The organism is Daejeonella sp., assembly GCF_017495225.1.
Classification (GTDB): domain Bacteria; phylum Bacteroidota; class Bacteroidia; order Sphingobacteriales; family Sphingobacteriaceae; genus Daejeonella.
In genome coordinates, this window is sequence record NZ_JAFEIG010000003.1 from 94,440 (window position 1) to 119,107 (window position 24,668).

26 protein-coding genes are annotated in these 24,668 nt (G+C 33.8%); 12 read left to right on the forward strand and 14 right to left on the reverse strand.

The annotated features are described in order from the left end of the window. The first annotated feature begins 27 nt into the window (after positions 1-27). Both QZ136_RS01250 and nhaA read left to right on the forward strand, forming a co-directional pair. Positions 28-648, forward strand: coding sequence for an L-threonylcarbamoyladenylate synthase (locus tag QZ136_RS01250; RefSeq protein ID WP_291399509.1), 621 nt, complete (start codon positions 28-30; stop codon positions 646-648). Positions 649-755: 107 nt separating this feature from the next. Next, a complete protein-coding gene (gene nhaA / locus QZ136_RS01255) occupies positions 756-1,946 on the forward strand; it encodes a Na+/H+ antiporter NhaA (protein ID WP_291399510.1) in 1,191 nt (396 codons plus the stop codon). Here nhaA and trpA read toward each other — a convergent pair. The 5 genes from trpA to QZ136_RS01280 form a co-directional block, all read right to left on the reverse strand. After that, positions 1,943-2,713 (reverse strand): tryptophan synthase subunit alpha, encoded by a 771-nt coding sequence (gene trpA / locus QZ136_RS01260; RefSeq protein WP_291399511.1) that lies wholly within the window; start codon positions 2,711-2,713, stop codon positions 1,943-1,945. The two genes, nhaA and trpA, sit on opposite strands and share 4 nt — an antisense overlap. A gap of 41 nt (positions 2,714-2,754) precedes the next feature. Beyond that, positions 2,755-3,963, reverse strand: a complete 1,209-nt coding sequence (trpB, locus tag QZ136_RS01265) for a tryptophan synthase subunit beta (protein ID WP_291399512.1) — start codon at positions 3,961-3,963, stop codon at positions 2,755-2,757. Between the two features lie 31 nt (positions 3,964-3,994). Next, on the reverse strand, positions 3,995-4,639 hold the full coding sequence (locus tag QZ136_RS01270) for a phosphoribosylanthranilate isomerase (protein WP_291399513.1): 645 nt from the start codon (positions 4,637-4,639) through the stop codon (positions 3,995-3,997). Next, positions 4,636-5,622, reverse strand: coding sequence for an anthranilate phosphoribosyltransferase (gene trpD, locus QZ136_RS01275; protein WP_291399514.1), 987 nt, complete (start codon positions 5,620-5,622; stop codon positions 4,636-4,638). Before trpD ends, QZ136_RS01270 begins: the two co-directional genes overlap by 4 nt. Positions 5,623-5,914: 292 nt before the next feature. Beyond that, positions 5,915-6,958 (reverse strand): COX15/CtaA family protein, encoded by a 1,044-nt coding sequence (locus tag QZ136_RS01280; RefSeq protein WP_291399515.1) that lies wholly within the window; start codon positions 6,956-6,958, stop codon positions 5,915-5,917. 265 nt (positions 6,959-7,223) lie between these two features. On the opposite strand from QZ136_RS01280, the gene QZ136_RS01285 reads away from it, so the two are divergent. Then, positions 7,224-8,510 (forward strand): carboxypeptidase-like regulatory domain-containing protein, encoded by a 1,287-nt coding sequence (locus QZ136_RS01285; RefSeq protein WP_291399516.1) that lies wholly within the window; start codon positions 7,224-7,226, stop codon positions 8,508-8,510. Between the two features lie 65 nt (positions 8,511-8,575). On the opposite strand, the gene QZ136_RS01290 is transcribed toward QZ136_RS01285, so the two are convergent. The 4 genes from QZ136_RS01290 to recR form a co-directional block, all read right to left on the reverse strand. Beyond that, positions 8,576-8,860 (reverse strand): DUF3817 domain-containing protein, encoded by a 285-nt coding sequence (locus QZ136_RS01290; protein WP_291399517.1) that lies wholly within the window; start codon positions 8,858-8,860, stop codon positions 8,576-8,578. 89 nt (positions 8,861-8,949) lie between these two features. Next, positions 8,950-9,771, reverse strand: coding sequence for an alpha/beta hydrolase (locus QZ136_RS01295; protein ID WP_291399518.1), 822 nt, complete (start codon positions 9,769-9,771; stop codon positions 8,950-8,952). Between the two features lie 17 nt (positions 9,772-9,788). Next, positions 9,789-10,604, reverse strand: a complete 816-nt coding sequence (locus tag QZ136_RS01300; protein ID WP_291399519.1) for an SDR family oxidoreductase — start codon at positions 10,602-10,604, stop codon at positions 9,789-9,791. 41 nt (positions 10,605-10,645) lie between these two features. After that, positions 10,646-11,263 (reverse strand): recombination mediator RecR, encoded by a 618-nt coding sequence (gene recR / locus QZ136_RS01305; protein ID WP_291399520.1) that lies wholly within the window; start codon positions 11,261-11,263, stop codon positions 10,646-10,648. A gap of 154 nt (positions 11,264-11,417) precedes the next feature. Between recR and QZ136_RS01310 the strand changes: the two genes are divergently transcribed. Together QZ136_RS01310 and QZ136_RS01315 are read left to right on the forward strand one after the other, a co-directional pair. Next, positions 11,418-12,926: a sodium:solute symporter gene (locus QZ136_RS01310; protein WP_291399521.1), complete on the forward strand. Its 1,509-nt coding sequence runs from the start codon at positions 11,418-11,420 to the stop codon at positions 12,924-12,926. Between the two features lie 17 nt (positions 12,927-12,943). Beyond that, positions 12,944-13,651 (forward strand): TIGR00730 family Rossman fold protein, encoded by a 708-nt coding sequence (locus QZ136_RS01315; RefSeq protein ID WP_291399522.1) that lies wholly within the window; start codon positions 12,944-12,946, stop codon positions 13,649-13,651. 52 nt (positions 13,652-13,703) lie between these two features. Here the strand turns inward: QZ136_RS01315 and QZ136_RS01320 are convergent, their stop codons facing one another. From QZ136_RS01320 to QZ136_RS01330, 3 genes are all read right to left on the reverse strand, one after another. Beyond that, positions 13,704-14,498, reverse strand: coding sequence for a PhzF family phenazine biosynthesis protein (locus QZ136_RS01320; protein ID WP_291399523.1), 795 nt, complete (start codon positions 14,496-14,498; stop codon positions 13,704-13,706). Positions 14,499-14,579: 81 nt separating this feature from the next. Continuing rightward, the gene (locus QZ136_RS01325; protein ID WP_090697759.1) at positions 14,580-15,440 is read right to left on the reverse strand and encodes an RNA polymerase sigma factor RpoD/SigA; all 861 of its coding nucleotides are present in this window, start codon (positions 15,438-15,440) and stop codon (positions 14,580-14,582) included. 201 nt (positions 15,441-15,641) lie between these two features. Beyond that, positions 15,642-16,226, reverse strand: coding sequence for a TIGR00730 family Rossman fold protein (locus QZ136_RS01330; RefSeq protein ID WP_291399524.1), 585 nt, complete (start codon positions 16,224-16,226; stop codon positions 15,642-15,644). A 1,060-nt stretch (positions 16,227-17,286) separates the two neighbouring features. On the opposite strand from QZ136_RS01330, the gene QZ136_RS01335 reads away from it, so the two are divergent. The 7 genes from QZ136_RS01335 to QZ136_RS01365 all read left to right on the forward strand — a co-directional run bounded on the left by QZ136_RS01335 (position 17,287) and on the right by QZ136_RS01365 (position 23,272). Next, positions 17,287-18,207 (forward strand): carboxypeptidase-like regulatory domain-containing protein, encoded by a 921-nt coding sequence (locus tag QZ136_RS01335; RefSeq protein ID WP_291399525.1) that lies wholly within the window; start codon positions 17,287-17,289, stop codon positions 18,205-18,207. Between the two features lie 2 nt (positions 18,208-18,209). Further along, entirely contained in the window at positions 18,210-19,082 is an 873-nt protein-coding gene (locus QZ136_RS01340) for a hypothetical protein (RefSeq protein WP_291399526.1), read from the forward strand. A 219-nt stretch (positions 19,083-19,301) separates the two neighbouring features. Next, positions 19,302-19,484, forward strand: coding sequence for a hypothetical protein (locus QZ136_RS01345; protein ID WP_291399527.1), 183 nt, complete (start codon positions 19,302-19,304; stop codon positions 19,482-19,484). Positions 19,485-19,682: 198 nt separating this feature from the next. Beyond that, entirely contained in the window at positions 19,683-19,835 is a 153-nt protein-coding gene (locus tag QZ136_RS01350; protein ID WP_291399528.1) for a hypothetical protein, read from the forward strand. 55 nt (positions 19,836-19,890) lie between these two features. Next, entirely contained in the window at positions 19,891-20,547 is a 657-nt protein-coding gene (locus tag QZ136_RS01355; RefSeq protein WP_291399529.1) for a hypothetical protein, read from the forward strand. After that, on the forward strand, positions 20,547-21,062 hold the full coding sequence (locus QZ136_RS01360) for a TlpA disulfide reductase family protein (protein ID WP_291399530.1): 516 nt from the start codon (positions 20,547-20,549) through the stop codon (positions 21,060-21,062). Before QZ136_RS01355 ends, QZ136_RS01360 begins: the two co-directional genes overlap by 1 nt. 41 nt (positions 21,063-21,103) lie before the next feature. Further along, positions 21,104-23,272 (forward strand): peptidase domain-containing ABC transporter, encoded by a 2,169-nt coding sequence (locus QZ136_RS01365; RefSeq protein WP_291399531.1) that lies wholly within the window; start codon positions 21,104-21,106, stop codon positions 23,270-23,272. 334 nt (positions 23,273-23,606) lie between these two features. Here QZ136_RS01365 and QZ136_RS01370 read toward each other — a convergent pair whose 3' ends face one another. Both QZ136_RS01370 and QZ136_RS01375 read right to left on the reverse strand, forming a co-directional pair. Further along, on the reverse strand, positions 23,607-23,933 hold the full coding sequence (locus QZ136_RS01370; protein ID WP_291399532.1) for a helix-turn-helix transcriptional regulator: 327 nt from the start codon (positions 23,931-23,933) through the stop codon (positions 23,607-23,609). Next, complete coding sequence (locus QZ136_RS01375) at positions 23,923-24,279, reverse strand: type II toxin-antitoxin system RelE/ParE family toxin (protein ID WP_291399533.1); 357 nt, start codon at positions 24,277-24,279, stop codon at positions 23,923-23,925. Before QZ136_RS01375 ends, QZ136_RS01370 begins: the two co-directional genes overlap by 11 nt. Positions 24,280-24,668 lie beyond the last annotated feature (389 nt).

The following is a 24,668-nucleotide window of genomic DNA, read 5'->3' on the forward strand; positions in this document are numbered from 1 at the left end:
CTTTTGAGAAATTAATAAATATCCATTATGCTGATTAAAATCTACCCAGAAAACCCAAATGAAAAAGCAATTCAGCAGGTTGTTGAGGTGCTTAAAAAAGGAGGAATAATAATTTATCCTACTGATACGGTTTATGGAATGGGCTGTGATATTACTAATTCAAAAGCAATAGAAAGAATTTGTAAAATAAAAGGCATAAAACCAGAAAAAGCGAATTTTTCATTTGTCTGTTACGATTTAAGGCACATTTCAGACTACACCAAACCCATTGATAATGAGACCTATAGGATTTTGAAAAAAGCACTTCCTGGTCCGTTTACATTCATTTTCAATGCCAATAAAAATGTACCGAAATTGCTAAGTTCCAATAAAAAAACTGTCGGTATTCGGGTACCAAACAATTCTATAGCACGCTCAATTGTTCAATTGTTAGGAAATCCAATAATCTCTACATCCATACATGATGAAGATGAAATTATTGAGTATTCGACTGATCCTGAGTTGATTCATGAAAAATATGAAGAGCTTGTAGATTTAGTGATTGATGGTGGATATGGAGATAATCAGCCATCCACTATTGTAGATTGTAGTGAAGGTGATTTTGAGATTATACGCCAAGGCAAAGGCGATTTGAGTCAATATTTATAATAAATTAAAGATAAGAATATGGAAAACATAACAATTTTGGATTTTCAAAATGGGATTTTCACTATTCTAAAACCCCTCGTCTGAATTATTTTAGTATTTTGGTGGCTATGGTAAAAGCAATAAACTTAAAACCCTTTAAAGATTTCCTTAGATCCGAACAAATTGGCGGAGTCATTCTCATTTTTTGTGTCATAATTTCGCTAATTATTGCGAATTCTAATTTAGGAGAAGCATTTGAGAATTTTTTAAGTACCCAAATTGGATACAGTAACCCAAGTATTCAATTAGAATATTCTATTTCTCTCTGGATAAATGATGGCTTGATGGCTATTTTCTTCCTCTTAGTGGGATTGGAAATTAAGAGAGAAATTATTGAGGGCGAATTATCAAGCCCTAAAAAGGCAGCCATGCCCATTTTTGCTGCAATTGGAGGAATGCTTTTTCCTGCCGGTATTTATGCATTATTCAACTCAGGATCCCCTACTGTACATGGATGGGGAATTCCAATGGCGACAGATATTGCTTTTGCTTTGGGAGTAATTTCACTCTTAGGAAAACGAGTTCCTTCATCCCTAAAGATATTCCTTGCTGCCTTAGCTATAGCAGATGATCTTGGTGCTATACTCGTAATTGCAATTTTTTACACCAATGAATTACATTGGATGCAACTAGGATATTCTGCGGGGATTCTAGCACTTTTAATCGCAATGAATTGGTTCGGTGTAAAAAGGTTATTCTTTTACATTATTCCTGGTGTATTTTTATGGTATTTTGTTCATCATTCAGGCATTCATGCCACTATTGCAGGGGTGTTATTAGCATTAACAATACCTACAAATCCAGAAAAAGACGAATCACCATTAGAGAAATTAGAGCATATCATCATTTGGCCTGTTAACTTCTTAATTATGCCGATTTTTGCTTTAGCTAATACCAATATCGAATTTGAAAGCAAAATGATCGACGGATTGGGTAGTCCCCTAGGTTTAGGGATAATCTTTGGATTAGCCTTAGGGAAACCTATTGGAGTAACTTTGTTCTCTTGGTTATCTGTTAAGTTAGGTTTCTCAAAATTACCCAATAGGGCCAATTGGAAACACATTTTTGGCTTGGGATTACTTGCAGGAATTGGATTTACCATGTCTATCTTCATCGCACTTTTATCATTCAGCAATCCTGAATATAAGGTTGAAGCGAAATTTGCGATACTCGTTGCATCAATACTCTCAGGACTAGCAGGTTACCTTTTCTTAAACGCCTTAAATAATAAAGAGAAAAAAAAGATAGAAGAAGCCTAAGAACGAATAGATTTGATAAATTCTGGAATTCTTTCCAAAGCATTGTCGGAATCTAAAAACTTAACAAAGGCACTACCAACAATTGCTCCTCGAGTATACTCGGCAGCTTTATTGAAGCTCTTTTGATCTGAAATACCAAAACCAATCATGGTAGGATTTTTCAAATTCATGGCCTTAATTCTTGCGAAATAAGCATCAGCCTCATTAGAAACAGTTAAATTTTTTCCAGTTGTTGAAGATGAGGAAAGTAAATAAATGAAAGCATTGCTAAGCTCATCAATTTTACGGATACGCTCTTCTGAAGTTTGAGGCGTAACCAAGAAAATATTACTGATATTATTATTCAAAAAATCATCCTTATAAAATTCTTCATACTCAACCATTGGAAGATCTGGAACAATAACTCCATCCACTCCTACTGCGGCACAAGATTCACAAAAATCCTTAACTCCATACTGTAAAACTGGATTTACATATCCCATCAATAATACTGGTATGGAAACACGCTCACGAAGCTCTTTTAACTGCTCAAACAAAAATTTAAGATTCATCCCGTTTTGAAGTGCTATTAAAGAACTATTTTGTATTACGGGACCATCTGCCAAGGGGTCGGAATATGGAAAGCCAATTTCTATAAAATCGGCACCCGCCTTCTGTACAGCCTCGGCAATATCTAAAGTACTTGATAAATTGGGATATCCTGCAGTAAAATATATGGATAAAAGAGATTCTTTTTTATTTTGAAACAATTGATTCAGTCTATTCATTTTTTGTTATTATCAATTATAAAATATTGATTAAGAGCAATTTAAAGATTAAAATATTTCATGTAAGTATCAAGGTCTTTATCACCACGACCCGATAGGCAAATCACGACAGATTCATCGCCTTTAAACTTCATTTTTTCAAGATGAGCTAGTGCATGTGCAGTCTCAATTGCAGGAATAATTCCCTCAAGTTCGGAGCAAAGTCTACCAGCCTGCATAGCTTCCTCATCGGTAATGCTCACATATTCGGCACGATGCTGTTTAAATAAATGAGCGTGTTGCGGACCAATTCCAGGATAATCTAATCCGGCAGAAATGGAATAAGGCTCAATAACCTGACCGTCGTCACTTTGCATTAAAAGTGAGCGACTACCATGCAAAACACCTTCTTTACCCAAACTAGTAGTAGCAGCCGATTCACCACTATCTACACCTAATCCAGCAGCTTCTACGGCAATAAGTTTCACATTTTCATCATCTAGAAAGTGATAGAACATTCCCATGGCATTACTACCCCCACCAACACAAGCCATTACAATATCTGGATTTTCTGAACCTGTCCTTTCAAAAAGCTGCTTTTTGGTCTCTTCCGAGATAATCGATTGAAACCTTGCAACCATATCTGGATATGGATGAGGGCCTACAACAGAACCAATAATATAATGCGTATCAGTAGGATTATTAATCCAATCGCGCATTGCTTCATTGGTAGCATCTTTCAGGGTTTTACTTCCAGAAATTGCCGGAACCACTTTGGCGCCCATCATCTTCATTCTGGCAACATTTGGTGCTTGTCGCTCAATATCAACCTCCCCCATATAAATAATGCATTCTAGGCCCTTAAGAGCGCATACAGTGGCAGTTGCCACCCCATGCTGACCTGCACCCGTCTCGGCAATAATTCGCTTCTTACCGAGGCGCTCTGCAAGTAAAATCTGTCCAATGGTATTATTGATTTTATGAGCTCCGGTATGGTTAAGATCTTCTCTTTTTAGATAAATAGTGGCCCCATACTTCGCAGATAAGCGTTCTGCATGAAATAAAGGAGAAGGCCTACCCACATAATCCTTCAATAATTGGTTAAATTCCTCCTGAAAAGCAGGTTCATAAATAATATCCAAATATTGTTGGCGCAAATGTTCCACATTTGGATATAGCATTTCAGGAATATATGCGCCGCCAAAATCGCCGAAATAGCCCTTAGGATTTACCCCCCATTTAAAGGAACTCTTAATAAATTCTCTGTTCATATTTTTATTTTTTCACCCCGAGAGGTTGATTTTATTTTCTAATTATATCAAATGCAGATTGAAGACTATCGATATCTTTCAAACCAGGTTCTATTTCAAATTTACTATTCAAATCAACACCCAATAACTGTTTATGATTTAAATTAAAAACTTCTTGGATGTTTTCGGGACTTATTCCGCCACTCAAGAAAAAAGGTTTATCCAATTTACATTCGCTCAAAACACGCCAATCAAAACTGATTCCTGAACCTCCATGTTCTACTGTTTTAGTATCGAATAAGAAAGAATCTACGTTGTTTTGGAAAGAATTAAGTGTTTCAAAATCAAAACTTGAACTTATTCCAAATGCCTTCCAAATCTCTATTTCAATGAAAGGCGAGGTTCTAGTCAATTCTCTTTTTAATTCTCTGCAATATTCTACAGATTCAGATCCATGAAGTTGAATGGCACTTAAATTAAATTTTTGTACTATTTCAAGTACATTTTCTAAACTTTCATCAACAAATACGCCAGTCAGTTTGATTGATTTGGGCAATACGCCTAAAACCGATTTATCCAAATCACCTACAAAACGTTTTGAAAGTGGATAAAAAATCAAGCCTAAATAATCCGGTTTTAATTCCGCTAAAGCGAAAATATTTTCCGGATTTCGCATGCCACAAACCTTTATTCTCATGATAACATTTTCTTAAAACTTAGGAGTGCTTTTTTACTAAGCAATGCCTCTTCTGCTTCATAAAAACAATCTGCAAAAGATAGGTCAGGCTTTATCGTTCTAATAGCTACCGCTGCATTTGAAACAACCACATTATTTTGTTCAGAACTGCCATTCCCCTCCAATACTGATTTGAAAATATCTGCAGACTCTTTAACAGTGCTACCCCCTTCAATGGATTTAGGATCAATTTTTTCGAAACCCAATTGATCAATTGAATAAATATGCTCGCCTGAGGTAGAAAAAGTCTTAAAATCACAGGTTAAAGAAATCTCATCATAACCTTCTAAAGCATGTAAAATGGTGTATTTTGTATCTGCCTTTTGATAAAGATAAGCATACAAACGTGCCAATTCAAGACTAAAAACCCCAACCATTTGATATTTCGGACGCGCAGGATTTACCAAGGGCCCTAACATATTAAAAAAAGTTTTAACACCTAATTCCCTTCTTATTGGAGCAACAGTTTTCATAGCGGGATGAAATAATGGAGCATGAAGAAAACAAATCCCAGCCTCATCTAAAGTTTTCTTCAAATGATCTGTCTCATTTGAAAAAGAATAGCCTAGATATTCCATTACATTGGATGAACCGCATCCAGAAGAAACACCATAATTACCGTGCTTTGAAACCTTATAACCAGCACCTGCGACCACAAAAGAGGCCAAAGTGGAGATATTAAAAGTATCCTTACCATCACCGCCGGTACCACATAAGTCGATTAAGTCATAGGCTTTTAAATCCGGCTTCAAACAAATATCAAGCATCCCATCTCTAAATCCTTCAAGTTCATCAACGGTAATACTTCGCATACAAAATGCAGCCATAAATGCAGCCATTTGGGAAGAATTGTACTTTCCTTGGGTGATATTTGTCAAAATCTCTTTCGATTCATCCTTAGTAAAGGTTTTATGCTCAAATAAGTGATTTAAGATTTTTTTCATGCTTCTGATAAATTAAGACCTATAATCTGTCTTTTGTTAATGTAGTGAAAGTAAAAATTCAAAATTGTTTAAAACAAAAAAGGGCTGCTCTTTGAGCAACCCTTAGTAAAAATTTCTTTATATAAAAAAATACACAACTAACTGATTGCCAAATGTTTAGACATTTGCCACCACCAGATTGTATAAATTTGTTTCGTTTTCATTCTTTAACAAATATGAATAAAATTTTTATAGCTACAAACCTTTTCTAAATTATTACAAAAAACAGAGAAATGGTATCATACAAATAAAACTATTTAACAGCTTTTCCTCTACTCAAAAACAGCGTAAAAACCACTGAGAGTAAAAATAACATTCCTACAAACTGGTGTAAAACACCGTAAGACAATGGAATTTCACCTGTTGTATTTAATACAGTAAGTACCCCTAAGAGTATTTGAACAAACAATAAAAGTACAGGTACAAAACGAAATTTATGCAATAATGTAGTTTGAGCTAAATCTTTAGATTTCCAAAACCATATTAAAACAGGAATACAAATGATATAGGCTAATCCACGATGAATGAATTGCACAGTAATCAAATTATGGGTGATATCGGCCCAAAATCCACCCTCAGTAAGCATCCCGACTGGCCATAGCCTCCCATTGATGTCTGGCCAAGTCCTTGCAGCCAATGCAGCATGAAGTCCCGCCATAAATGCCCCATAAATTAGTTGGAAAAACAATATAAGCAATAGCCAAAGATTAATTTTCTTTAGGTTGGGCACATACAAAATTTGCTTTTTATCAATACTCAGTTTTAGGGCAAACCAAAATACATAGCACAATAAAATTAATGCCGACATGAAATGGACGGCCAAACGAATATGACTTACATATAAATCTTGATCATTTAGTCCGCTTTGCACCATTATCCAACCAATTGCACCTTGTAAGCCTCCCAAAAGAAACAATACAATCATTGGCACAACCATATTTTTCTGGATTTTATTTGTAATCAAAAAATAAATAAATGGAAAAATAAACACGAGTCCCATGAACCTTGCCCAATCCCGATGCAGCCATTCCCAAAAGAAAATAAACTTGAAATCTTCTAAGGAAAAGTGACTATTTAAATGCTTAAACTGGGCAATTTCCTTGTACTTATTGAAGGCCTCCTGCCAAGCTTGTTCATTCATCGGTGGGAAAGCGCCAATAATAGGTTTCCATTCGGTAATAGATAAGCCTGATCCAGTTAAACGGGTAATTCCACCAATAATAACTTGAATCATTATCATGACCAAACCAATATATAACCAAATAACTACCTGACGATTGTTTTTAGGCGAATCCATTGTTTTAATTTTTGATTTTAAGGATAAAAATATCGCTCAAATATCTGAATTAAAATTTTATTGATCTGAGAATAAAAACAAAGGAATGTAAAAATTCATGCTGCAATTCAGCATATAAACACAAAATTTTAAAATGATAATTTTATTTCGTAAATTGTATGTAGGAAATTTACACGAAACCAATAATCTAGTGAGCACCTGCTCTGTGAATTTGCATTATAAATTATTGAAAACGATTCAATTGAGCTTAACCTAAATTACTGTTATGAAAAAAGCAATCAAATCAATCAATAGAGAAATTAAAATTATAGCTCTATTTCTTTTCATTTTGGGTTTAGTTTCTGCAGAAGCGAATACATTAAGCAGTAACTTAATTGAGAATGATTCTACAAAATTCTCACAATTTAAAGGTAAGGTTAGCGACAGCCGAACAAAAAATGCATTAAGCTTTGCCACATTATCATTAATTGGTGAAAATATTTCAACCGTAACAAATAGTGAAGGTGAGTTCTCGATTAAGATCCCAAACAATAAACTAGAGGGTCGTTTATTAATTAGTTTTATTGGTTACAAAAAGAAAACAATTAATGTAAAGGAGTTAAAAGCAGAAGATAATACAATTTTACTTGAGCCTTTTAATATCGCATTAGGAGAAGTAATTGTTTCAACAAATAATGCTAATCAACTGATAGAGCAGGTTTTAAGTAAAATTAATCAAAATTACGGCTCAGATCAAAACCTCATGACTGGCTTTTACCGTGAAACAATAAAAAAGCGTAAAACTTATTTATCACTTACCGAATCAGTTGTAGAAATTGAGAAACAAGCCTATAACAGTAATGTAGATGATATTATACAATTATTTAAAGGTAGAAAATATACGGATTATAATAAGTTAGATACCTTAAGTTTTAAGTTACAGGGTGGCCCCTATACTTGTATTTATTTAGACATTATGAAGAATCCAGAAATGATATTTACTGATGATCCACTAGCAAACTACAATTTTACTTTAGAAAATAACACACAAATTGGAGATAATAAGGTGTATGTATTGTCTTTCAAACAGAAACCACAAATTGTTGAACCACTTTATTTTGGTAAATTATATATTGATATGGAGAGTTTAGCAGTAATTAGTGCCACCTTTAATCTAAATATTGAGAACAAAAAGGCATTAAGTAAGCTTTTAATTCAGAAAAAGCCAATTGGCTCTGAAGTTTATCCGATTTTAGCTAGCTATCAAATTAACTACCGTGAATCAGATGGGAAATGGCTTTTCGCTTATTCACGTGGCGACATTAACTTCAAAGTAAACTGGGCTAAAAAACTGTTTAATAGCAATTATGATTCTACTATTGAATTGGCTGTTACCAAGGTGGAGAAAAAATCAAATGAGGCTAATAAATCGACTGAGCGACTTAAACAAAACGTAATCATGATTGATAAGGTGTCAAACTTCGCGGATGTCGAATTTTGGGGCGAATACAATATTATTGAGCCTGAGAAATCAATTGAAGCGGCAATTAAGAAGATTCAAAAGCAGCTTTAACAAGGTTTTTTAGGCTGTTTTCGAGTTGTTACAGAATGGGGTACAAATATTTCTGTGTGATTTTTCTATTTCGAAAATAATTTTTTGTCCGCGTAAAATGTACCAAAAGGTATTAATGAAGCGATAAAACCTAGGCTAAACTTCCAAAATGACCATTTATAGAGATAAGTTACCTGTATCAACAATAAAACATAAATAATAAATAATACTCCATGCACCATTCCTACCACTTTGTTAGGCTCTGGCATATCGTATCTATATTTTAAAATCATTGTAATACCAATAAGCAAAAAAGAAATCCCTTCTATCAAGGCAATAAATCTAAAACGATCAAGCGGGTTTTTAAACATGGAAAAGTCTTAATATTTAATACAAAATTATGGAATATCTATATTATAAAAATCAGCGGAAAGTAAATCCTTTGATAATCTAAGGCGAATTAGATATTAGAATTCATAAAATTCAAAATCATATCATACATTTTGTTACTTCGAAAGATCATTTGCGAAATCATTCCAACGTGTTTTTTACCTTGAATAATGGTCAGTTCGCTCTTCTTATTGGCATTGATAAGTTCCTTATTTAATCTATCCGACTGCTTTTTAATTGCTGGATAGGTATTTTCACCAACAAAAATCAAATATGGATTTTGTACATTTTCAAGATAAAACATGGGAGAACCAAGCTTCCAAAGATTTGCATCTTTAGAGAAAGTATTCATAAAGCTCTCCGTTTGCTTATTTTTTTCTGCAACATTCAAATATTCATGCATATCCATTCCGAAGCCATCATTTAATATAACCGCTCGAATTGGATTAGTAATCCCTATTTTATTAAAAAAGCGAGGGTCATTATTAATTAAGGCAGCTAAATGTCCTCCAGCAGAGTGCCCCATCACAAAAATACGATCCGGATTACCACCAAATTGCGAAATGCTATCCTTCACCCATTTTATCGCTTCTGAGCAATCTAGAGCCATTTTATCATATTTGGCTTCGGGACTTAAACTATAATTAATTATCACAGAAACCACATTATTTCTTGCCATATTTTTTCCTAGCCACCAATAGGTTTCTTTTTTACCAGAATCCCAAGAGCCACCATGAATAAAGACAAGAACATCTTTTGAAGATTCGGTTTTCTTAGGATAATATACATCTAAGAGATTCCTAACATTAGGTGTTTGCCCACGGTAATTGATATTTCGTTTTACATCGATTCCAGCAAATGCGGTTGATATTCCGGAGAGCAAAAAATACATAAATAAGATATAAGATTTCATTTGATGAGCGGATCTTTTTCTTTAGTGAAATGATTATAAACTAGTCCATCTAACCAAGCTGGCAATATTTTATTAAGGAAAACAGTCAATTTGCCTTGTGCAGTCATAACCAGTGAGCGTTTACGCTGTTCCACACCTTTAATAATTATTTCAGCAACTTGATCAGAACTCATCATTTTGGCTTCATCCATACTAGTTTCACCTTGAGATGTACCATCTTTTGCAAGAGCTACATTACGGATATTTGAAGCTGTAAAACCGGGAGAAGCAATCATTACATGTAAGCCTGTTTTTAAGTTTTCTACTCTCAAAGATTCCAGAAAACCATTCAATGCAAATTTGGATGCCGAATAGCCCGTCCTTCCTGGAAGTCCGCGGTAACCCGCAATCGAGGAAACTCCAACCACAGAACCTTGATTTTTAAGCAATTCGGGTAAAGCATACTTAGTACAATAAACAGCACCCCAGAAATTAACATCCATTAAATTCTTGAGTACTAATAAATCCAAATCCTTAAATAAGGCCCTCATGGATATTCCTGCATTATTTATAAGCACATCAATACGCTTGAATGAATTATTAGCTTGATCAATCAAATCTTTACAATCAGATTCTATAGAAACATCACATTGAACTGCAATTGCCTTAATTCCATAACGTTTTTCAAGATCTTGAGCCACCTCACATAGTGTTACATACTGACGTGCGCCCAGCACCAAATTAGCTCCCTTTTTAGCAAACTGCTCAGCACATGACTTACCAATTCCTGATGATGCACCCGTAATAATGACTGTTTTGTTTTTAAGATTCATTGATAAAAATTTTGTTAATTGAAATATATTAAATGGAAAAATTATCTGCTTAGAGAATTTTCGTAGGGTACGCGAGTGGCAATGGATCTTCCCAAAGTAATTTCATCTACATACTCCAATTCGCCACCAAATGCAATTCCACGAGCTATTGTACTAATTTGCACTCCAGAATCTTTCAATTTTTTATAAAGATAAAAAATAGTTGTATCCCCTTCCATAGTGGCACTGATAGCAAGAATAACCTCCTTTATTCCACCCTCTTTCACCCGATCAACAAGCTTATCAATGCTTAAATCTGATGGCCCAACACCATCCATCGGCGAAATCAATCCGCCAAGAACATGATAAACACCCTGATAAGTCCCCGTATTCTCGATGGCCATTACATCCCGAGTATCTTCAACCACACAAACCAGCGTTTTATCCCTTTTTAGGGAGCTACATATCTGACATACAGCATGATCTGAAATATTAAAGCAAACTTCGCAAAAACGAATGTCCCTTTTTAATGTTGTAAGAGCATTACTGAACTTTTCTACCTCAACAAGCGGTTGATTTAACAGATGTAAAACCAAACGCAAGGCAGTTTTCTGACCAATTCCCGGTAAAGCAGAAAATTCGTTGACCGCGTTTTCCAACAGTTTAGATGAAAAATTCATGTTGCAAATTTAAATTTAAAAATACTGATTTTCGTACATGATTGATGCTTAATTTATTAGACTCTGCGGAATTAGAAAATTATCATTACAAGCAAATGAATGAAGGGAAATATGAAATAATTGTTAATTTAGACGTTTACAAAAATAAAAAAATATGGCTCCAGGCATTTTACTAAGCTTTTTATTAGGATATTTTATTATCCTACTCAGTATTTCTTACTTTACATCAAAAAAATCATCCGACAACTCCACATTTTTTACTGCGAACAGAAATTCAAAATGGTATTTAGTTGCCTTTGGAATGATTGGAACCGCATTATCTGGAGTAACGTTTATTTCAGTCCCCGGAGAAGTAGGAAACCCTGCAGGAAATGAATTCAAATATTTTCAATTTGTTTTAGGAAATGCGATTGGTTTTATTTTGATAGCAACTGTTTTGCTACCTCTTTATTATCGCATGAATTTAACTTCAATTTATACCTATATTGAAGAACGCCTAGGTACTTACAGCTATAAAACAGCAGCAACAATCTTTCTTTTAAGCAGAACTATCGGTTCATCCTTTAGACTATATTTAGTAGTAATTGTTTTACAACGCTTTATTTTCGACTCCTACGGTGTACCATTTTGGGCTACTGTACTAATTTCGCTGGGTTTAATTTGGTCGTACACATACAAAGGAGGCTTAAAAACAATCATTATTACAGACATGCTCCAAACGATTTTTTTGGTTTTGTCAGTAATTTTAACTATATTCTTCATTACCGACAGCCTAGACCTAAATATCTTCCAAGCATTTGAAACAATTAAAAACAGCGGTTATTCCAAGGTGTTCTTCTACGAGGATTTTATAACCAGTAAATTTCACGTGAGCAAGCAATTGTTGGGTGGGATATTTGTAACCATCGCAATGACGGGCTTAGATCAAGATATGATGCAGAAAAACTTAAGCTGCAAAAATATAGGCGAAGCACAAAAAAACATGTTCACTTTTACTGCGGTATTTGTAGTGATTAATATCTTCTTTTTAAGTGTTGGAGCATTATTGTATGTTTATGCATCTAAAAACGGAATTGCACTTCCTTTGGATAGCATCACTGGTAAGCCACGTACCGATTTCCTTTTCCCAGAAATAGCCTTAAATCATTTAGCAGCTGTACCTGCCATTGTGTTTATGTTAGGATTAACCGCAGCAACTTTTGCGACAACAGATTCTGCCTTAACTGCCTTAACAACGTCATTTTGTGTTGATTTTCTAGGTTTTTCAAAAAAGGAAGACATCAATTCTAAAGCTTCAATTAGAAACAGACACCTTGTGCATATTGGTTTTTCATTATTTATGTTTCTGGTAGTAATTCTCTTCAATGCAGTGAATAATGCAGCCGTGGTGAGTGCTATTTTTGTTGTTGCATCTTATACTTACGGACCATTATTAGGGCTTTATGGATTTGGATTATTTGTTAAAAGTAGAGGAGTTAGAGATAAATTAGTACCAATTATCTGTCTTATTTCGCCGGCTGTTTGTTATTTCTTAAATGCAAATTCAGCTACATTAATGGGTGGGTATGTTTTTGATAATGAGCTTATTGTTGTTAATGGGTTAATCACTTTTATCGGATTAATGCTCATTAGCAAGCCTAAAACAGGCAATACGGAATTTTAATTCAAATAGGGAAGATTATGAGTATGGATGATAAACTTAGAAATGCCTTTGAAAATAAAAATTGGCAAGAAATAAAAGTAACCGACTCTTGGCAGATATTTAAAATTATGGCCGAGTTTGTGGATGGCTTTGAAAAACTCGCCAAAATTGGTCCCTGTGTTTCTATTTTCGGATCCGCTCGTACTAAAACTGAAAACAAATACTATAAAATCGCAGAGGATTGTGCTCGAATGCTAACAGAACGCGGTTATGGGGTTATTTCTGGTGGCGGACCAGGCATTATGGAGGCCGCTAATAAAGGAGCATTTGAGGCAGGAGGTAAATCGGTAGGTTTGAATATCGACCTTCCATTTGAACAATTCCATAATAAATATATTGATCGAGATAAAATCCTTGAATTCGACTATTTCTTTGTCCGAAAGGTAATGTTCATGAAGTACTCCCAAGGCTTTATCGTGCTTCCTGGAGGCTTCGGAACTATGGATGAACTATTTGAAGCGTTAACACTTATTCAAACAGGAAAAATTGCTCGATTCCCTATCGTTCTTGTAGGAAAAGATTATTGGTCAGGATTAATGGATTGGTTCCAAAACACGATGTTAAATGCAGAAAATAACATCAAAGAAGATGATTTAAATCTATATAGATTGGTTGATACGGCTGAGGAAGCTACTGAGCATATCTTCCGTTTCTACGATAAGTACGTATTAAAACCTAATTTCTAATGAATTAATGTATGAAAATGAGGATTTCAATCTTCATTTTCATACATTCTAATTACATGTTGACGAATATCTCACCTTGAAGATAAGTCACAGCCCTCCCCGACATCAGCACACGTTCTCCCTGTAATTCACACCATAATTCACCCTTTCGAGCCGATACTTGAAAGGCATGCAATTTATCTTTCCCTAATTTTGATGCCCAATAAGGAATTAAATTACAATGAGCTGAACCCGTAACAGGATCTTCATCGATTCCCACGGCAGGCGCAAAAAATCGCGACACAAAATCACTATTTAGTCCCGGGGCTGTTACCACGAAACCAAGAGAATCAATTTGTTTTAATTTACTAAAATCAGGCTTTAGCGACTTAACCATATCTTCATTTTCGTAAACAATAAAATAATCTCGAGAACGAAGAATTTCATTAGGTTCCAATCCTCCAAGAGCCTCAATTAGTCCCGCAGGCACTTCACCAGCATGCGGAGGCCTTGAAGGGAAGTTGAGCGTGTACAAATCATTATCCTTGCTTACAGTTAATGTTCCTGCTTTTAAGGTATGGAAATGAATCGTGTTGGATGCATAGTTTAACTGTTTAAATAAAACATGAGCAGTAGCAAGAGTAGCATGTCCGCATAAATCCACTTCCGACTCAGGAGTAAACCATCGCAATTCAAAATCATTGCCTTGGCGGATAAAGAAGGCAGTTTCGGCTAGATTATTTTCTGCTGCAATCTTTTGCATGAGAGGAGCTGGTAGCCATTCAATTAAGGGACAAACAGCTGCGGGGTTTCCACCAAATAATTTATCGGTAAAAGCATCTACTTGAAATATGGGAATAGTTAGCATAGCAATGATAATTAAGAATTAAAAGGTAAAAAAAAAGATCGGGCAATAACCCGATCTTTTCAAATTTTCAATGAGATTATATTATCCGAGATAAGATTTTAAAATCTTACTTCTAGAAGTATGACGTAGGCGTTGTAAAGCTTTATCTTTAATCTGACGCACACGCTCACGAGTTAGGTTAAACTTCTCACCAATTTCTTCAAGAGAAAGAGGATGATTGGTACTCAAACCGAAAAATAATACGATAATTTCACGTTCTCTTTCAGTAAGAGTTGATAATGAACGCTTAATCTCTTCAGATAAAGACTCATTAATCAAATTGCTATCTGTATTGGGATCACTATTTTCAAGAACATCAAGCAAAGTATTCTCTTCACCTTGAACAAATGGCGCATCCATTGAAACATGGCGACCAGAATTACTTAGGGTATCTGAAATTTTCTCAACTGTAGTTTCTAAGTTATCAGCTAATTCTTCTGGAGATGGCTCGCGCTCAAACTCCTGCTCTAATCTTGAAAAAGCCTTGCTAATTTTACTTAAAGAACCAACTTGATTTAAAGGAAGACGAACAATTCTTGATTGTTCAGCGATAGCCTGTAAAATTGACTGACGAATCCACCAAACGGCATAAGAAATAAACTTAAAACCTTTAGTTTCATCAAAACGTTTTGCTGCCTTAATTAATCCTAGGTTTCCCTCATTAATCAAATCACCCAAAGTAAGTCCCTGATTTTGATATTGCTTAGCAACAGAAACCACAAAACGTAAATTGGTTTTTGTTAAACGCTCAAGAGCTGCCTGATCGCCCTCTCTAATTTTTTGAGCGAGAATTACTTCTTCCTCGGCTGTAATTAAATCTACCTTACCAATTTCATGTAAATACTTGTCTAGGGACTGTGATTCACGGTTGGTAATCGATTGGGTTATTTTGAGTTGTCTCATTTATGAATAAATACGCTTTATGAAAGTCCGCAAATCTAAATAAAATCCGCGACCAACGCGACATTTTTTATTAAAATTTAGCTGATTTTTAAGGATTTAGCAATAATTTTTGCTTATTTTCATACCACAAAAACTATTCCATTTTTATGATTTATGTATAATTATTACATAATTAACGGAATATATTCCAGAACTGTATAGCTAGATCAAATTTCTATCTCTAAACCACACATCATCTGGCTTCGAATCAAATTGTTCCATAATAGAAACAAGTTCAGCAGGATTCTCATGTGAAATAACTAAATCTCGATTTATCGGTTTTAGAAACTTGTTATTTACCATCATATCCATTTGCAGTAATAAAGGATCATAAAAACCATTTACATTTAATATTCCTATAGGATTATTATGTAAGCCAAGTTGTAACCAAGTTAGGACTTCAAAAAACTCCTCCATAGTACCAAAACCACCTGGCAAAGTAATCACGCCATCTGAAATATCGGCCATTTTCTGTTTCCTTTGGTGCATATTTTCGGTAATAATCATTTCAGTTAATCCGGTATGTCCAACCTCTTTGTCCATTAAAAACTGAGGTATCACCCCTATCGCCTTTCCCCCGCGCTCCAACACCGAATCAGCCATTAAGCCCATCACCCCTACGCTACCACCACCAAACACCAAAGTAATATCCTTAGCAACAAACACATCCGCCAATTGGTGAATTGCTTTTAGTAACACCGGATCGCCACTAAAGTTTGCGCCGCAGAACACAGAGATTGATTTCATTTTATTAGATATGTAATTTTTGAATTTTAATGGATGGCAAAGCTAAGGATTATGGTGGGAATTCGAAAAAAGGGAAATTGGGTTGGGAATATCATGGAGCAAATGGCTGAGATTTTTTTGAAGGAATGAATGGGCTTGCTTGCAGGATGCAGAAAATTGGCTCCCGCAGATTTCGCGGATCAGCGCAGAGAGGGCTTCTCGCGAAAACGCAGAGAAATACCACCGTTAAAAAAGATATGATGACAACACCAACCAGAGATTGAACAAGAGCTTATTTACATAAATGAACCGAATCACCTTAATAAACCTTAATCCCTTAATGTTTATAAATTGGGTACCTAGGTACAGGTCGCGACCTGTCCTCTTTCAAATCAATAAAAAATTGCACCACCAAATCTTTGTAAGCAAAAAACAGCGGGAAAATCTGCGGAATCTGCGGGAAACAAAAAAAGAAGCTCCCGCAGATTTCGCGGATCAGCGCAGAAAAGGTTTCTCGTGGAGCTGTAATGAACTAGTAGATTTTAATTTCGGGGCTTGAAAATGACCTATTTCCCTTAGACAAGCCCTTTAGTATTAAAACTTTGATATAAATATTAAGATAGAATTTATTGAAATAGCTAATTTTTTAATATTAAAGAAATTAATTATATTAGAACAATCGTTTTAAAATTCAAATAAATATTTTATTAAAAAAATTGCTTTTCATTTTTTTAATTCATGAAATGGTTTTCTATTAATTAGCGAATTTTTAAATTTCAATTAAGTAGTGTACGGTAAAATATTTTCAATTTCATAGTCATGATAAATTATAAAACTCAATTTTTCCTATTTGTAACAATGATTTCAATTTGTTTGGCAACATACATATTCATTGCAGTAAATTACAATGAGAACAAGACCTATCTGATTGCTTCCTTGCTTACACTTAACGTTTTAATGATGATTCTTGTAAGTCAAGCAAAAAAAAATTACAAGAAGATTAAATGGTAACTAATGGTGAATTTTCATCCTAATCGCCCAGAACCTGCTCTCGTTTAGAATGATTTTATAGTGTTTGGGCTTGAAACGCCGAGTTTATGTTTTTATGATGAAATTTATTTTATTTTTTTTAATCCTATGCTCAATCAATGTATTTGCTCAAGAGAATACTTTAGTGAAGGGCAAAATTATTAATCTCGAGACTAAAGAACCCATTCCCTATTGTTCTATAGTATATCTAAAAAAGGATAAAGGTGTTTTTTCTGATAGTTTGGGGAACTTTATTTTAAAGAAAGATCCTTTGCTTGATTCTATACAAATTACATCTTTAGGCTATGAGAAAAAGCTTTTATCAATACAAATACTTGAAGCAAATAATCTTGTCATTTCATTAAAGCCAATCTATTTTAAACTTAATGAAGTCGCAATTACTCCAGATGACAATAAAATAAAACAAAAAAAAAACAAGAAAAAGCTAGGTCCTATTGCAACGAAACTAAACTCGCCAAAGGGAATTGGACCAGGAGTCTTAGGTAGAATATCTGCAATTTATGTGGCAAATCAGACGCAAAATATACCTAAAAAAATAACTGAAGTTCATTATGATTTAAGAAACAGAAAAAATTCAATTGTCAGGGTTCAATTGTATCATAGAAATGAATTAACAAATTTACCAGACAAAGCATTGATTTTAGAAGATTTAATTGTCAAGTTGAAACCTGGCCAAAATCGCTTAAATGTTAATATTGAAAAATATAATTTAATGATGCCAAATAACGGTTTATTCGTCAGTTTGCAATGGTTAGGAGAGTTGGATGCTAAGGGACGTCACACAAATACTTATCTAAATATTAGTCCTGATTACACCTTTAATGTAGATGACCATAATATATTAAATTATGTTAGTTTTTTAAATAAAAACTGGATAGCTGATAATTTCTTTTATGAAAAAAAATATTGGATCCCCCGTTTTGGCATTTCAGTTATAGAATATTCTAAATAAGGATGAAAACTTTAATTTTCTATTTCTTTCTCCAATTTATTTTTTTGGATTTAGTTGCTCAAAGCAAGTATATTAAAGTGCTTGATAATACCACAAAAAGGCCTATAGAATATTGCACAATTACCTGCTCTAATGATGCAAAGGGTGGTTTTACAAATATCGATGGTTTATTAAAAATTACTGACTTAAAGGATTGTGCTAGTATTACAGTAAATACTATTGGATATAAAAAAAGAATTGTGGATTTAACTAAGCTGCAATTAGGTTTAGACACGTTATACTGCCTTTTAACTAAAGATACCATTCAATTAAATGAGATTAAAATCACTCCAAATAAAGATAAAGCAAAGAAGGTATTCTATAATTTAGGCCATTTTAAAGCTAAAAATGAAATTTATAATCGAACAGGGGACATAGGTAGAACTGACGCACTTTACATCCCTAACCTTAATAAATCTCTAAATATTAAAATTGAAAAATTATTGTATTCAATTGATGCTACTGAATCGGCAAAAGTTAGATTACACATCTATACATCATCCAATTTAAAAACACCCGGTACGCCTCTTATTAATGATGATCTTGTAATTAAAGTTGAGAAGGGTGCCAAGAAGATTGTTGCAGATGTTTCAAAATATAATCTAATAATGCCAGAGGATGGTTTGTTTATCTCCTTACAATGGCTCGGAGAGATAAAGGCAATGAATAAAACTAAGAATATTAACCCTATTATTAAATCACATTGGGACAAAGATTTTAATAGTGTTACTTTTTTTAAATTCCTTGATGGAAATTGGGAAAAAAGATATTTTAAATCCAAAAATGGTAATATTATACCAAATTTTGGTATTTCAGTTATAGAATATTCTAAATGAAGGTTATAATTCAATCAAATAACAAAATTTCATACATTAAAGAAATTAATTATACCAAAACGGTTATTTTTATCTTTAAAAAATATATTTTACAAAAAACTTGCTTTCTATTTTTTTTTTTTGACTTTAGGTTAATGTTTGGCCAACAGCATAACAAAACTGTACTCATGAAATGGTTTTGTATTAATTAACAGATTTTTAAATTTAAATTAAAGAAAAATGAAAACATTGAATTTAAAGGAAATGGAAGTTATTGAAGGTGGGGGAATGAACCAAAGAAATTGCGGAATATCTGGAGCTTGTATTGCAATTGGTGTTATTGCTGGTTTCGCTAGTTTTGGGTTGGGTTGGAAGGCTGCAGGAGCCTGTGCTGCAATTGCTCTAGCTGGTGATTGTTTTTAAATTAAGCATGCTAAATAAAATAAAATATGTATAATAAAAGTAAAGTGAGCACTGATATTTTGTTAATATGCCTTAGTGTATTTTTAATATTAAACTTGCAAATTAAATTTTGCGACCCAACATGGAATCTTGGTGTTCCTGTCTTTTTTTTATTACATCATGCTAGTCAAATTATTGAAAAATTAAAAACAAAAAAAAATGAAAAAAATAACTAATGTAGAAATGTCAAATATCCAAGGCGGTATAAAATGCATTTACCATTTTATGGCTGTATTACCTCTTGGGATTTGGAATGTATTTGGTAACGGAAAGTCTGTTATAGAATGTTGGAATAATCACCACAAAGAATAAAAATCTTTAAAACAGGGGCCAAAACACCCCTGTTTTTTAATAACTCATTGTCTTTATGCTCAACCAACTCAAGACCTACCCCACGGTATGGCTATTCATATTTTATTGCCTTTATCTTTCTTGTATCAACTATTTCGTACAAACATTTTTATTTACTGAAAATGTTATTTACAATAGCTATGCGGAACAATTAAGCTTTGATAGAATTGAAGAAATCATTGATGAACAAAACAAATATTCATGGCTTGGATATTTAATAATTCCTTTACTACAAGCTATAAAATTCTTTTTAGTAGCCTGTTGTTTAGCGGCTGGCGCTTTGTTTTTTGATTTAAAACTAAAATTTGGCCAAGCCTTTAAGGTGGCACTTTTAGCAGATGTAGTTTTTATTGTGCCCATGTTAATTAAAATTTTCTGGTTCATGGTAATAAAGCAAGATTATACATTACAAGATTTGCAAATGTTTAGTCCGCTTTCTGTACTAAACCTAATGGACACCAAAAATATAGGTGTTTTATGGCTTTACCCACTTCAATTACTTAATGTTTTTGAGCTTGTATATATTTTATTATTAGGTTTTTGGGTTTACCAATTTGTTGCTAAAAGTTTTGAAAAAGGCTTAAATATGGTATTAAGCTCCTATTTGCCTGCACTATTTATCTGGATAGTTTTAGTAATGTTTGTTACATTAAATTTAAACCCGCAAGCTTAATGAAAAAGAAAAAATATCTTTTACTGGCCATTGTATTAGTTTTAATGAGTTTTACTGGCTATTTAGTGAGTAAAATTATAATTACCAAACAACAAAATGCTATTGTAAAGTCCACCAAACAAACCCTACCCAATTTTACTTTTTACAATTTAGATAGTCTTGCTACTAACAGTACTTTTATAAAAAAGGGTAAGTCCGTTTGTATTTTTTATTTCAATGCAGAATGTGAGTACTGCCAAAACGAAGCCAGAGACATCAGTAAAAACATTGCGCTATTTAAGGACACTCAAATTGTGATGGTAAGCTTTAATACCATTGCTGATATTAAAAAATTTGCTTTAGAATATGGCTTGAATTATCCCAATATTGTTTTTTTACAAGATCCCAAATTTCAATTTTCAAGCTGGTTTGGCAAATCGAGTATTCCTTCCGTTTTTATATATAATGCGCAGCATCGTTTGGTAAAAGAATATCAAGGAGAAACCAAGATTGAAGCCATAATTAAGTATCTCTAAACCAGTTTAACCCTCATTTTTTATTCTTCTCTTAACCTTTTATGCTAAAGTTATCTTCTATTAAAAAGACTTTTGTTTTGCAACAAGATCAAAGCGATTGTGGCGTGGCTTGTTTATTGTCTTTAATTAATTATTACAAAGGTACCAATAGCTTAGAAAAGCTTCGCGAATTGAGTGGTACTACAATCACTGGGACCACACTTTTAGGTTTATACCAATGTGCAAACCAAGTAGGATTTACTGCAGAAGCATTTGAGGCAGATATGCCTAATCTAAAAGCCCTAAATGAGCCTTGTATTTTACATGTTTTAATGGAGGGCAATCTGGAACATTATATAGTATGTTACGGCTATGAACATGATTCTGCAACATTTATTATAGGTGATCCTGGAAAAGGATTAACGCAAATAACTGAACTAGAATTAGACCAAATTTGGCAAAGCAAGGCACTTTTACAGCTTATTCCAAAAGACAGCTTTGAGCTTAAAAAACAGCAACATAATGCTAAATGGCTATGGTTTAAACAATTAATAAAGGATGATTTAAATATTTTAACCATAACAATGGTACTGGGTGTTTTGGCTACAGTACTTAATTTGGCAACAGCAATTTTTTCGCAAAAATTAATAGACAATATTCTGCCATCGGGTAACCAACAGAAACTTATAATTAGTTTAGTTTTATTGTTTTTAGTCTTGCTTATTAGAGTAGGACTTACTTTTATAAGGCAACATTTTCTATTGTTGCAAAGTAAAGATTTTAACAATCGTATAGTAGGTAGTTTTTTCGATGCACTCGTTCACTTACCAAAATCGTTTTTTGATAGCCGAAAAACAGGTGATATGATTACTCGAATGAATGATACCGCACGCATTCAAGAAAATATAGCTTATATTTCTGGCTATGTATTTATAGATATAATTATTTTATTTACCAGTTCATTTTTCTTAATTAACTACTCACTAAGCATTGCATTAATAACCTTTGCTTTTATACCTATAATTGTTCTTGTTATTTTAAGCTATACAAAGCCCATCAAAAACCATCAAAAAAATTTAATGATGGCAAGTGCTTTAAATGAAAGCAATTATATAGACACAATAAACGGCATCATGGTAATTAAAGCTCAGGGCGAAGAGCGTTTTTTTACCCAAAAAATAAAAACTGTTTATGCTAATCTTCAGGATAAATCTTTTGCCTTGGGTAAGTTGGGCAATCGTTTTTCAATAACTACCGATATCATTAGTGTGGTATTAAGTTTGGTTTTAATTACAGTTGCTTCATTCATGGTGCTAAATAAACAGTTAAAAGTAGGTGAAATGATGGCCATAATTTCCTTGACGAGTACTTTAATACCAGCGGTTGGTCGTTTGTCGCAAATTAACCTGCAAATACAAGAATCAAAAGTAGCTTTTGATAGGATGTATGATTTTACTTCGATATCGCCTGAATTTGAAGTGGAGTCAATTGTACCCTTCGATTTTAAAAGTTTAGAGGCAAAAAACATTTCTTTTCGTTTTGCCGGTCGGAAGCCTGTACTTCAAGATATTAGTTTTACCCTTGCCAAAGGTGAGATGATCGCTTTACTAGGCGAAAGTGGTTGTGGCAAAAGCACAACAATGGCTATTTTAGAAAAATTTTATCAGCCCGAAACTGGCGATATTTTGGTTAATGGTAAATCTTTGCAAAGCATTTATACACCAGCTTGGAGAAGCATGGTGGCTGTGGTACCCCAAGAAATAAAGCTTTTTAACGGCACATTATTGGAAAACATTGCCATTGGCAACCTTAGAGAAGATGAAGTAATTAACATTATTCATTTTTGTAATCAAATGGGTTTTGATAAATATTTTGAAGCTTTACCACAGGGTTATTTTACCTTAGTTGGTGAAGAAGGGATAAACCTTAGCGGCGGCCAGAAACAGTTGCTTGCTTTAGCTAGAGCATTGTACCGAAAGCCTCAAGTACTGTTATTGGATGAGGCTACTTCTGCAATGGACAGAAATACAGAAAAATTTATTTTAAACTTGTTGGAAAGTCTAAAAAATGAAATGGCCATTTTACTAATTACACATAAAATGCAAACTGCAAAAATATCAGATCGAATTTATGTAATTGAAAATGGGAAAATTACATCAAATGGCAGCCCAAATCAATTAATGGAATCAGATAATTTCTTTAGTCAGCTAGTTTCGGATGCAGTAATGTAATTTTCATTTAATGTTGTTCTTCTCGAGCAAATTGCACTATGCTAGGCGGTATTAACCATTACAATTAATCAACATTTTCTACACTCCTATCCCAGCCAGCCCTAATTCTCTGATTTCAAAGAGGACAGGTCGCGACCTGTCCCTACGCATAGGTGCTAAGCCAAATTTATCCGCCCAGCCTGACAACGGATAACGGTTTTGCAGTTAAGCGTGAGTTGAACTTTCGAAGTAATCATTGTCAACTAAGCAGAAAATTGATAAATGCACAAAGCTTGATTTAACCAAGAAAAATCAATTTGGGTAGCTGCTGTTGTGAATTCGGTTTTCTTTTCTGTCAAGCGAGTTTAACAAAATTGTCTTCAAGTTTTACATTAAAATTAATTTCTGCTTTTAATGCTTTGAACACTTTTAATATCGTGTCAATGGTCGCACTATTGGCACTACTTTCAAGTTTAGAGATTTGAGCTTTCTGAACTCCAACAAGTCGTCCAAGTTCTTCTTGTGTCAAGTTTCTTTCTTGTCTAGCAGTTTTAATCATCTTTCCTAAAACGTCCATACGAAGTTCGTATTCATATTCGTCACGCTCTTGTGTCCCAACTATACCGATATACTTATCTTTCATTTCGGCAAGCGAGTAGGTCTTTAATTCTTTAGTTGCCATATGATTTCTTTTTAAGTTTGTTGTTAAAATATTTGTCTCTTAGCCTTAATGCCCGGTCAATTTCGTTTGCCGAAACTTTGTCAACTTTCTTTATAAAACCGTGCGTCGCAAGAACTAAAGTTTCTTTATTATCAGTCTTGTCCCAAAATGCAAGTAGTCTGATTTGAAGTCCTGCGAACTTGGTCCGAAACTCCCAAATGTCATTTTGAAGTTTCTTAAAAAGTTTTGGATCATTCGTCTGCTCAGCAAGGTCAATATTGTAAAAGATTTTCTTAATAGTCTTTGAGTCAAGTTGCGAAATGAACTCGTCTGCTTCTTCTAAAAATATTGTCTCGAAATATCTCATTAAATTTGTCTAGTTAGACTTCACAAAGATAGCAAAAGTTTCTATAATTGGAAACAGCATTTTTCGATATTTTGTTCTGGATAGGATTTCTTAGCTGGCGCAACTAATAAAGACAAGCACTAGAACTAGGAATAAAGAGCAGTAGAATAAAGACCTTTTATTCTACTAAACAGGTGATTTCTAATCACTTATCCCACCCAGCCTCCCTCTCTCTGATTTCAAAGAGGACAGGTCGCGACCTGTCCCTACGCATAGGTGCTAAGCCAAATTTATTCACCCAGCCAGATAAGATAAAGGTTAGAACAAGGAATAAGGAATAAAGAATAAATCCTGATCACCAACAAATTCCTGTTTTACTATTCCGCCAAGCCCGATAACTGATAACTGGC

Bases quoted from the DNA above. Each gene is read 5' to 3' on its own strand.
- QZ136_RS01250 (WP_291399509.1), top strand. From the start codon at position 28: ATGCTGATTAAAATCTACCCAGAAAACCCAAATGAAAAAGCAATTCAG.
- nhaA (WP_291399510.1), top strand. From the start codon at position 756: ATGGTAAAAGCAATAAACTTAAAACCCTTTAAAGATTTCCTTAGATCC.
- trpA (WP_291399511.1), bottom strand. From the start codon at position 2,713: ATGAATAGACTGAATCAATTGTTTCAAAATAAAAAAGAATCTCTTTTA.
- trpB (WP_291399512.1), bottom strand. From the start codon at position 3,963: ATGAACAGAGAATTTATTAAGAGTTCCTTTAAATGGGGGGTAAATCCT.
- QZ136_RS01270 (WP_291399513.1), bottom strand. From the start codon at position 4,639: ATGAGAATAAAGGTTTGTGGCATGCGAAATCCGGAAAATATTTTCGCT.
- trpD (WP_291399514.1), bottom strand. From the start codon at position 5,622: ATGAAAAAAATCTTAAATCACTTATTTGAGCATAAAACCTTTACTAAG.
- QZ136_RS01280 (WP_291399515.1), bottom strand. From the start codon at position 6,958: ATGGATTCGCCTAAAAACAATCGTCAGGTAGTTATTTGGTTATATATT.
- QZ136_RS01285 (WP_291399516.1), top strand. From the start codon at position 7,224: ATGAAAAAAGCAATCAAATCAATCAATAGAGAAATTAAAATTATAGCT.
- QZ136_RS01290 (WP_291399517.1), bottom strand. From the start codon at position 8,860: ATGTTTAAAAACCCGCTTGATCGTTTTAGATTTATTGCCTTGATAGAA.
- QZ136_RS01295 (WP_291399518.1), bottom strand. From the start codon at position 9,771: ATGTATTTTTTGCTCTCCGGAATATCAACCGCATTTGCTGGAATCGAT.
- QZ136_RS01300 (WP_291399519.1), bottom strand. From the start codon at position 10,604: ATGAATCTTAAAAACAAAACAGTCATTATTACGGGTGCATCATCAGGA.
- recR (WP_291399520.1), bottom strand. From the start codon at position 11,263: ATGAATTTTTCATCTAAACTGTTGGAAAACGCGGTCAACGAATTTTCT.
- QZ136_RS01310 (WP_291399521.1), top strand. From the start codon at position 11,418: ATGGCTCCAGGCATTTTACTAAGCTTTTTATTAGGATATTTTATTATC.
- QZ136_RS01315 (WP_291399522.1), top strand. From the start codon at position 12,944: ATGAGTATGGATGATAAACTTAGAAATGCCTTTGAAAATAAAAATTGG.
- QZ136_RS01320 (WP_291399523.1), bottom strand. From the start codon at position 14,498: ATGCTAACTATTCCCATATTTCAAGTAGATGCTTTTACCGATAAATTA.
- QZ136_RS01325 (WP_090697759.1), bottom strand. From the start codon at position 15,440: ATGAGACAACTCAAAATAACCCAATCGATTACCAACCGTGAATCACAG.
- QZ136_RS01330 (WP_291399524.1), bottom strand. From the start codon at position 16,226: ATGAAATCAATCTCTGTGTTCTGCGGCGCAAACTTTAGTGGCGATCCG.
- QZ136_RS01340 (WP_291399526.1), top strand. From the start codon at position 18,210: ATGAAAACTTTAATTTTCTATTTCTTTCTCCAATTTATTTTTTTGGAT.
- QZ136_RS01345 (WP_291399527.1), top strand. From the start codon at position 19,302: ATGAAAACATTGAATTTAAAGGAAATGGAAGTTATTGAAGGTGGGGGA.
- QZ136_RS01350 (WP_291399528.1), top strand. From the start codon at position 19,683: ATGAAAAAAATAACTAATGTAGAAATGTCAAATATCCAAGGCGGTATA.
- QZ136_RS01355 (WP_291399529.1), top strand. From the start codon at position 19,891: ATGCTCAACCAACTCAAGACCTACCCCACGGTATGGCTATTCATATTT.
- QZ136_RS01360 (WP_291399530.1), top strand. From the start codon at position 20,547: ATGAAAAAGAAAAAATATCTTTTACTGGCCATTGTATTAGTTTTAATG.
- QZ136_RS01365 (WP_291399531.1), top strand. From the start codon at position 21,104: ATGCTAAAGTTATCTTCTATTAAAAAGACTTTTGTTTTGCAACAAGAT.
- QZ136_RS01370 (WP_291399532.1), bottom strand. From the start codon at position 23,933: ATGGCAACTAAAGAATTAAAGACCTACTCGCTTGCCGAAATGAAAGAT.
- QZ136_RS01375 (WP_291399533.1), bottom strand. From the start codon at position 24,279: ATGAGATATTTCGAGACAATATTTTTAGAAGAAGCAGACGAGTTCATT.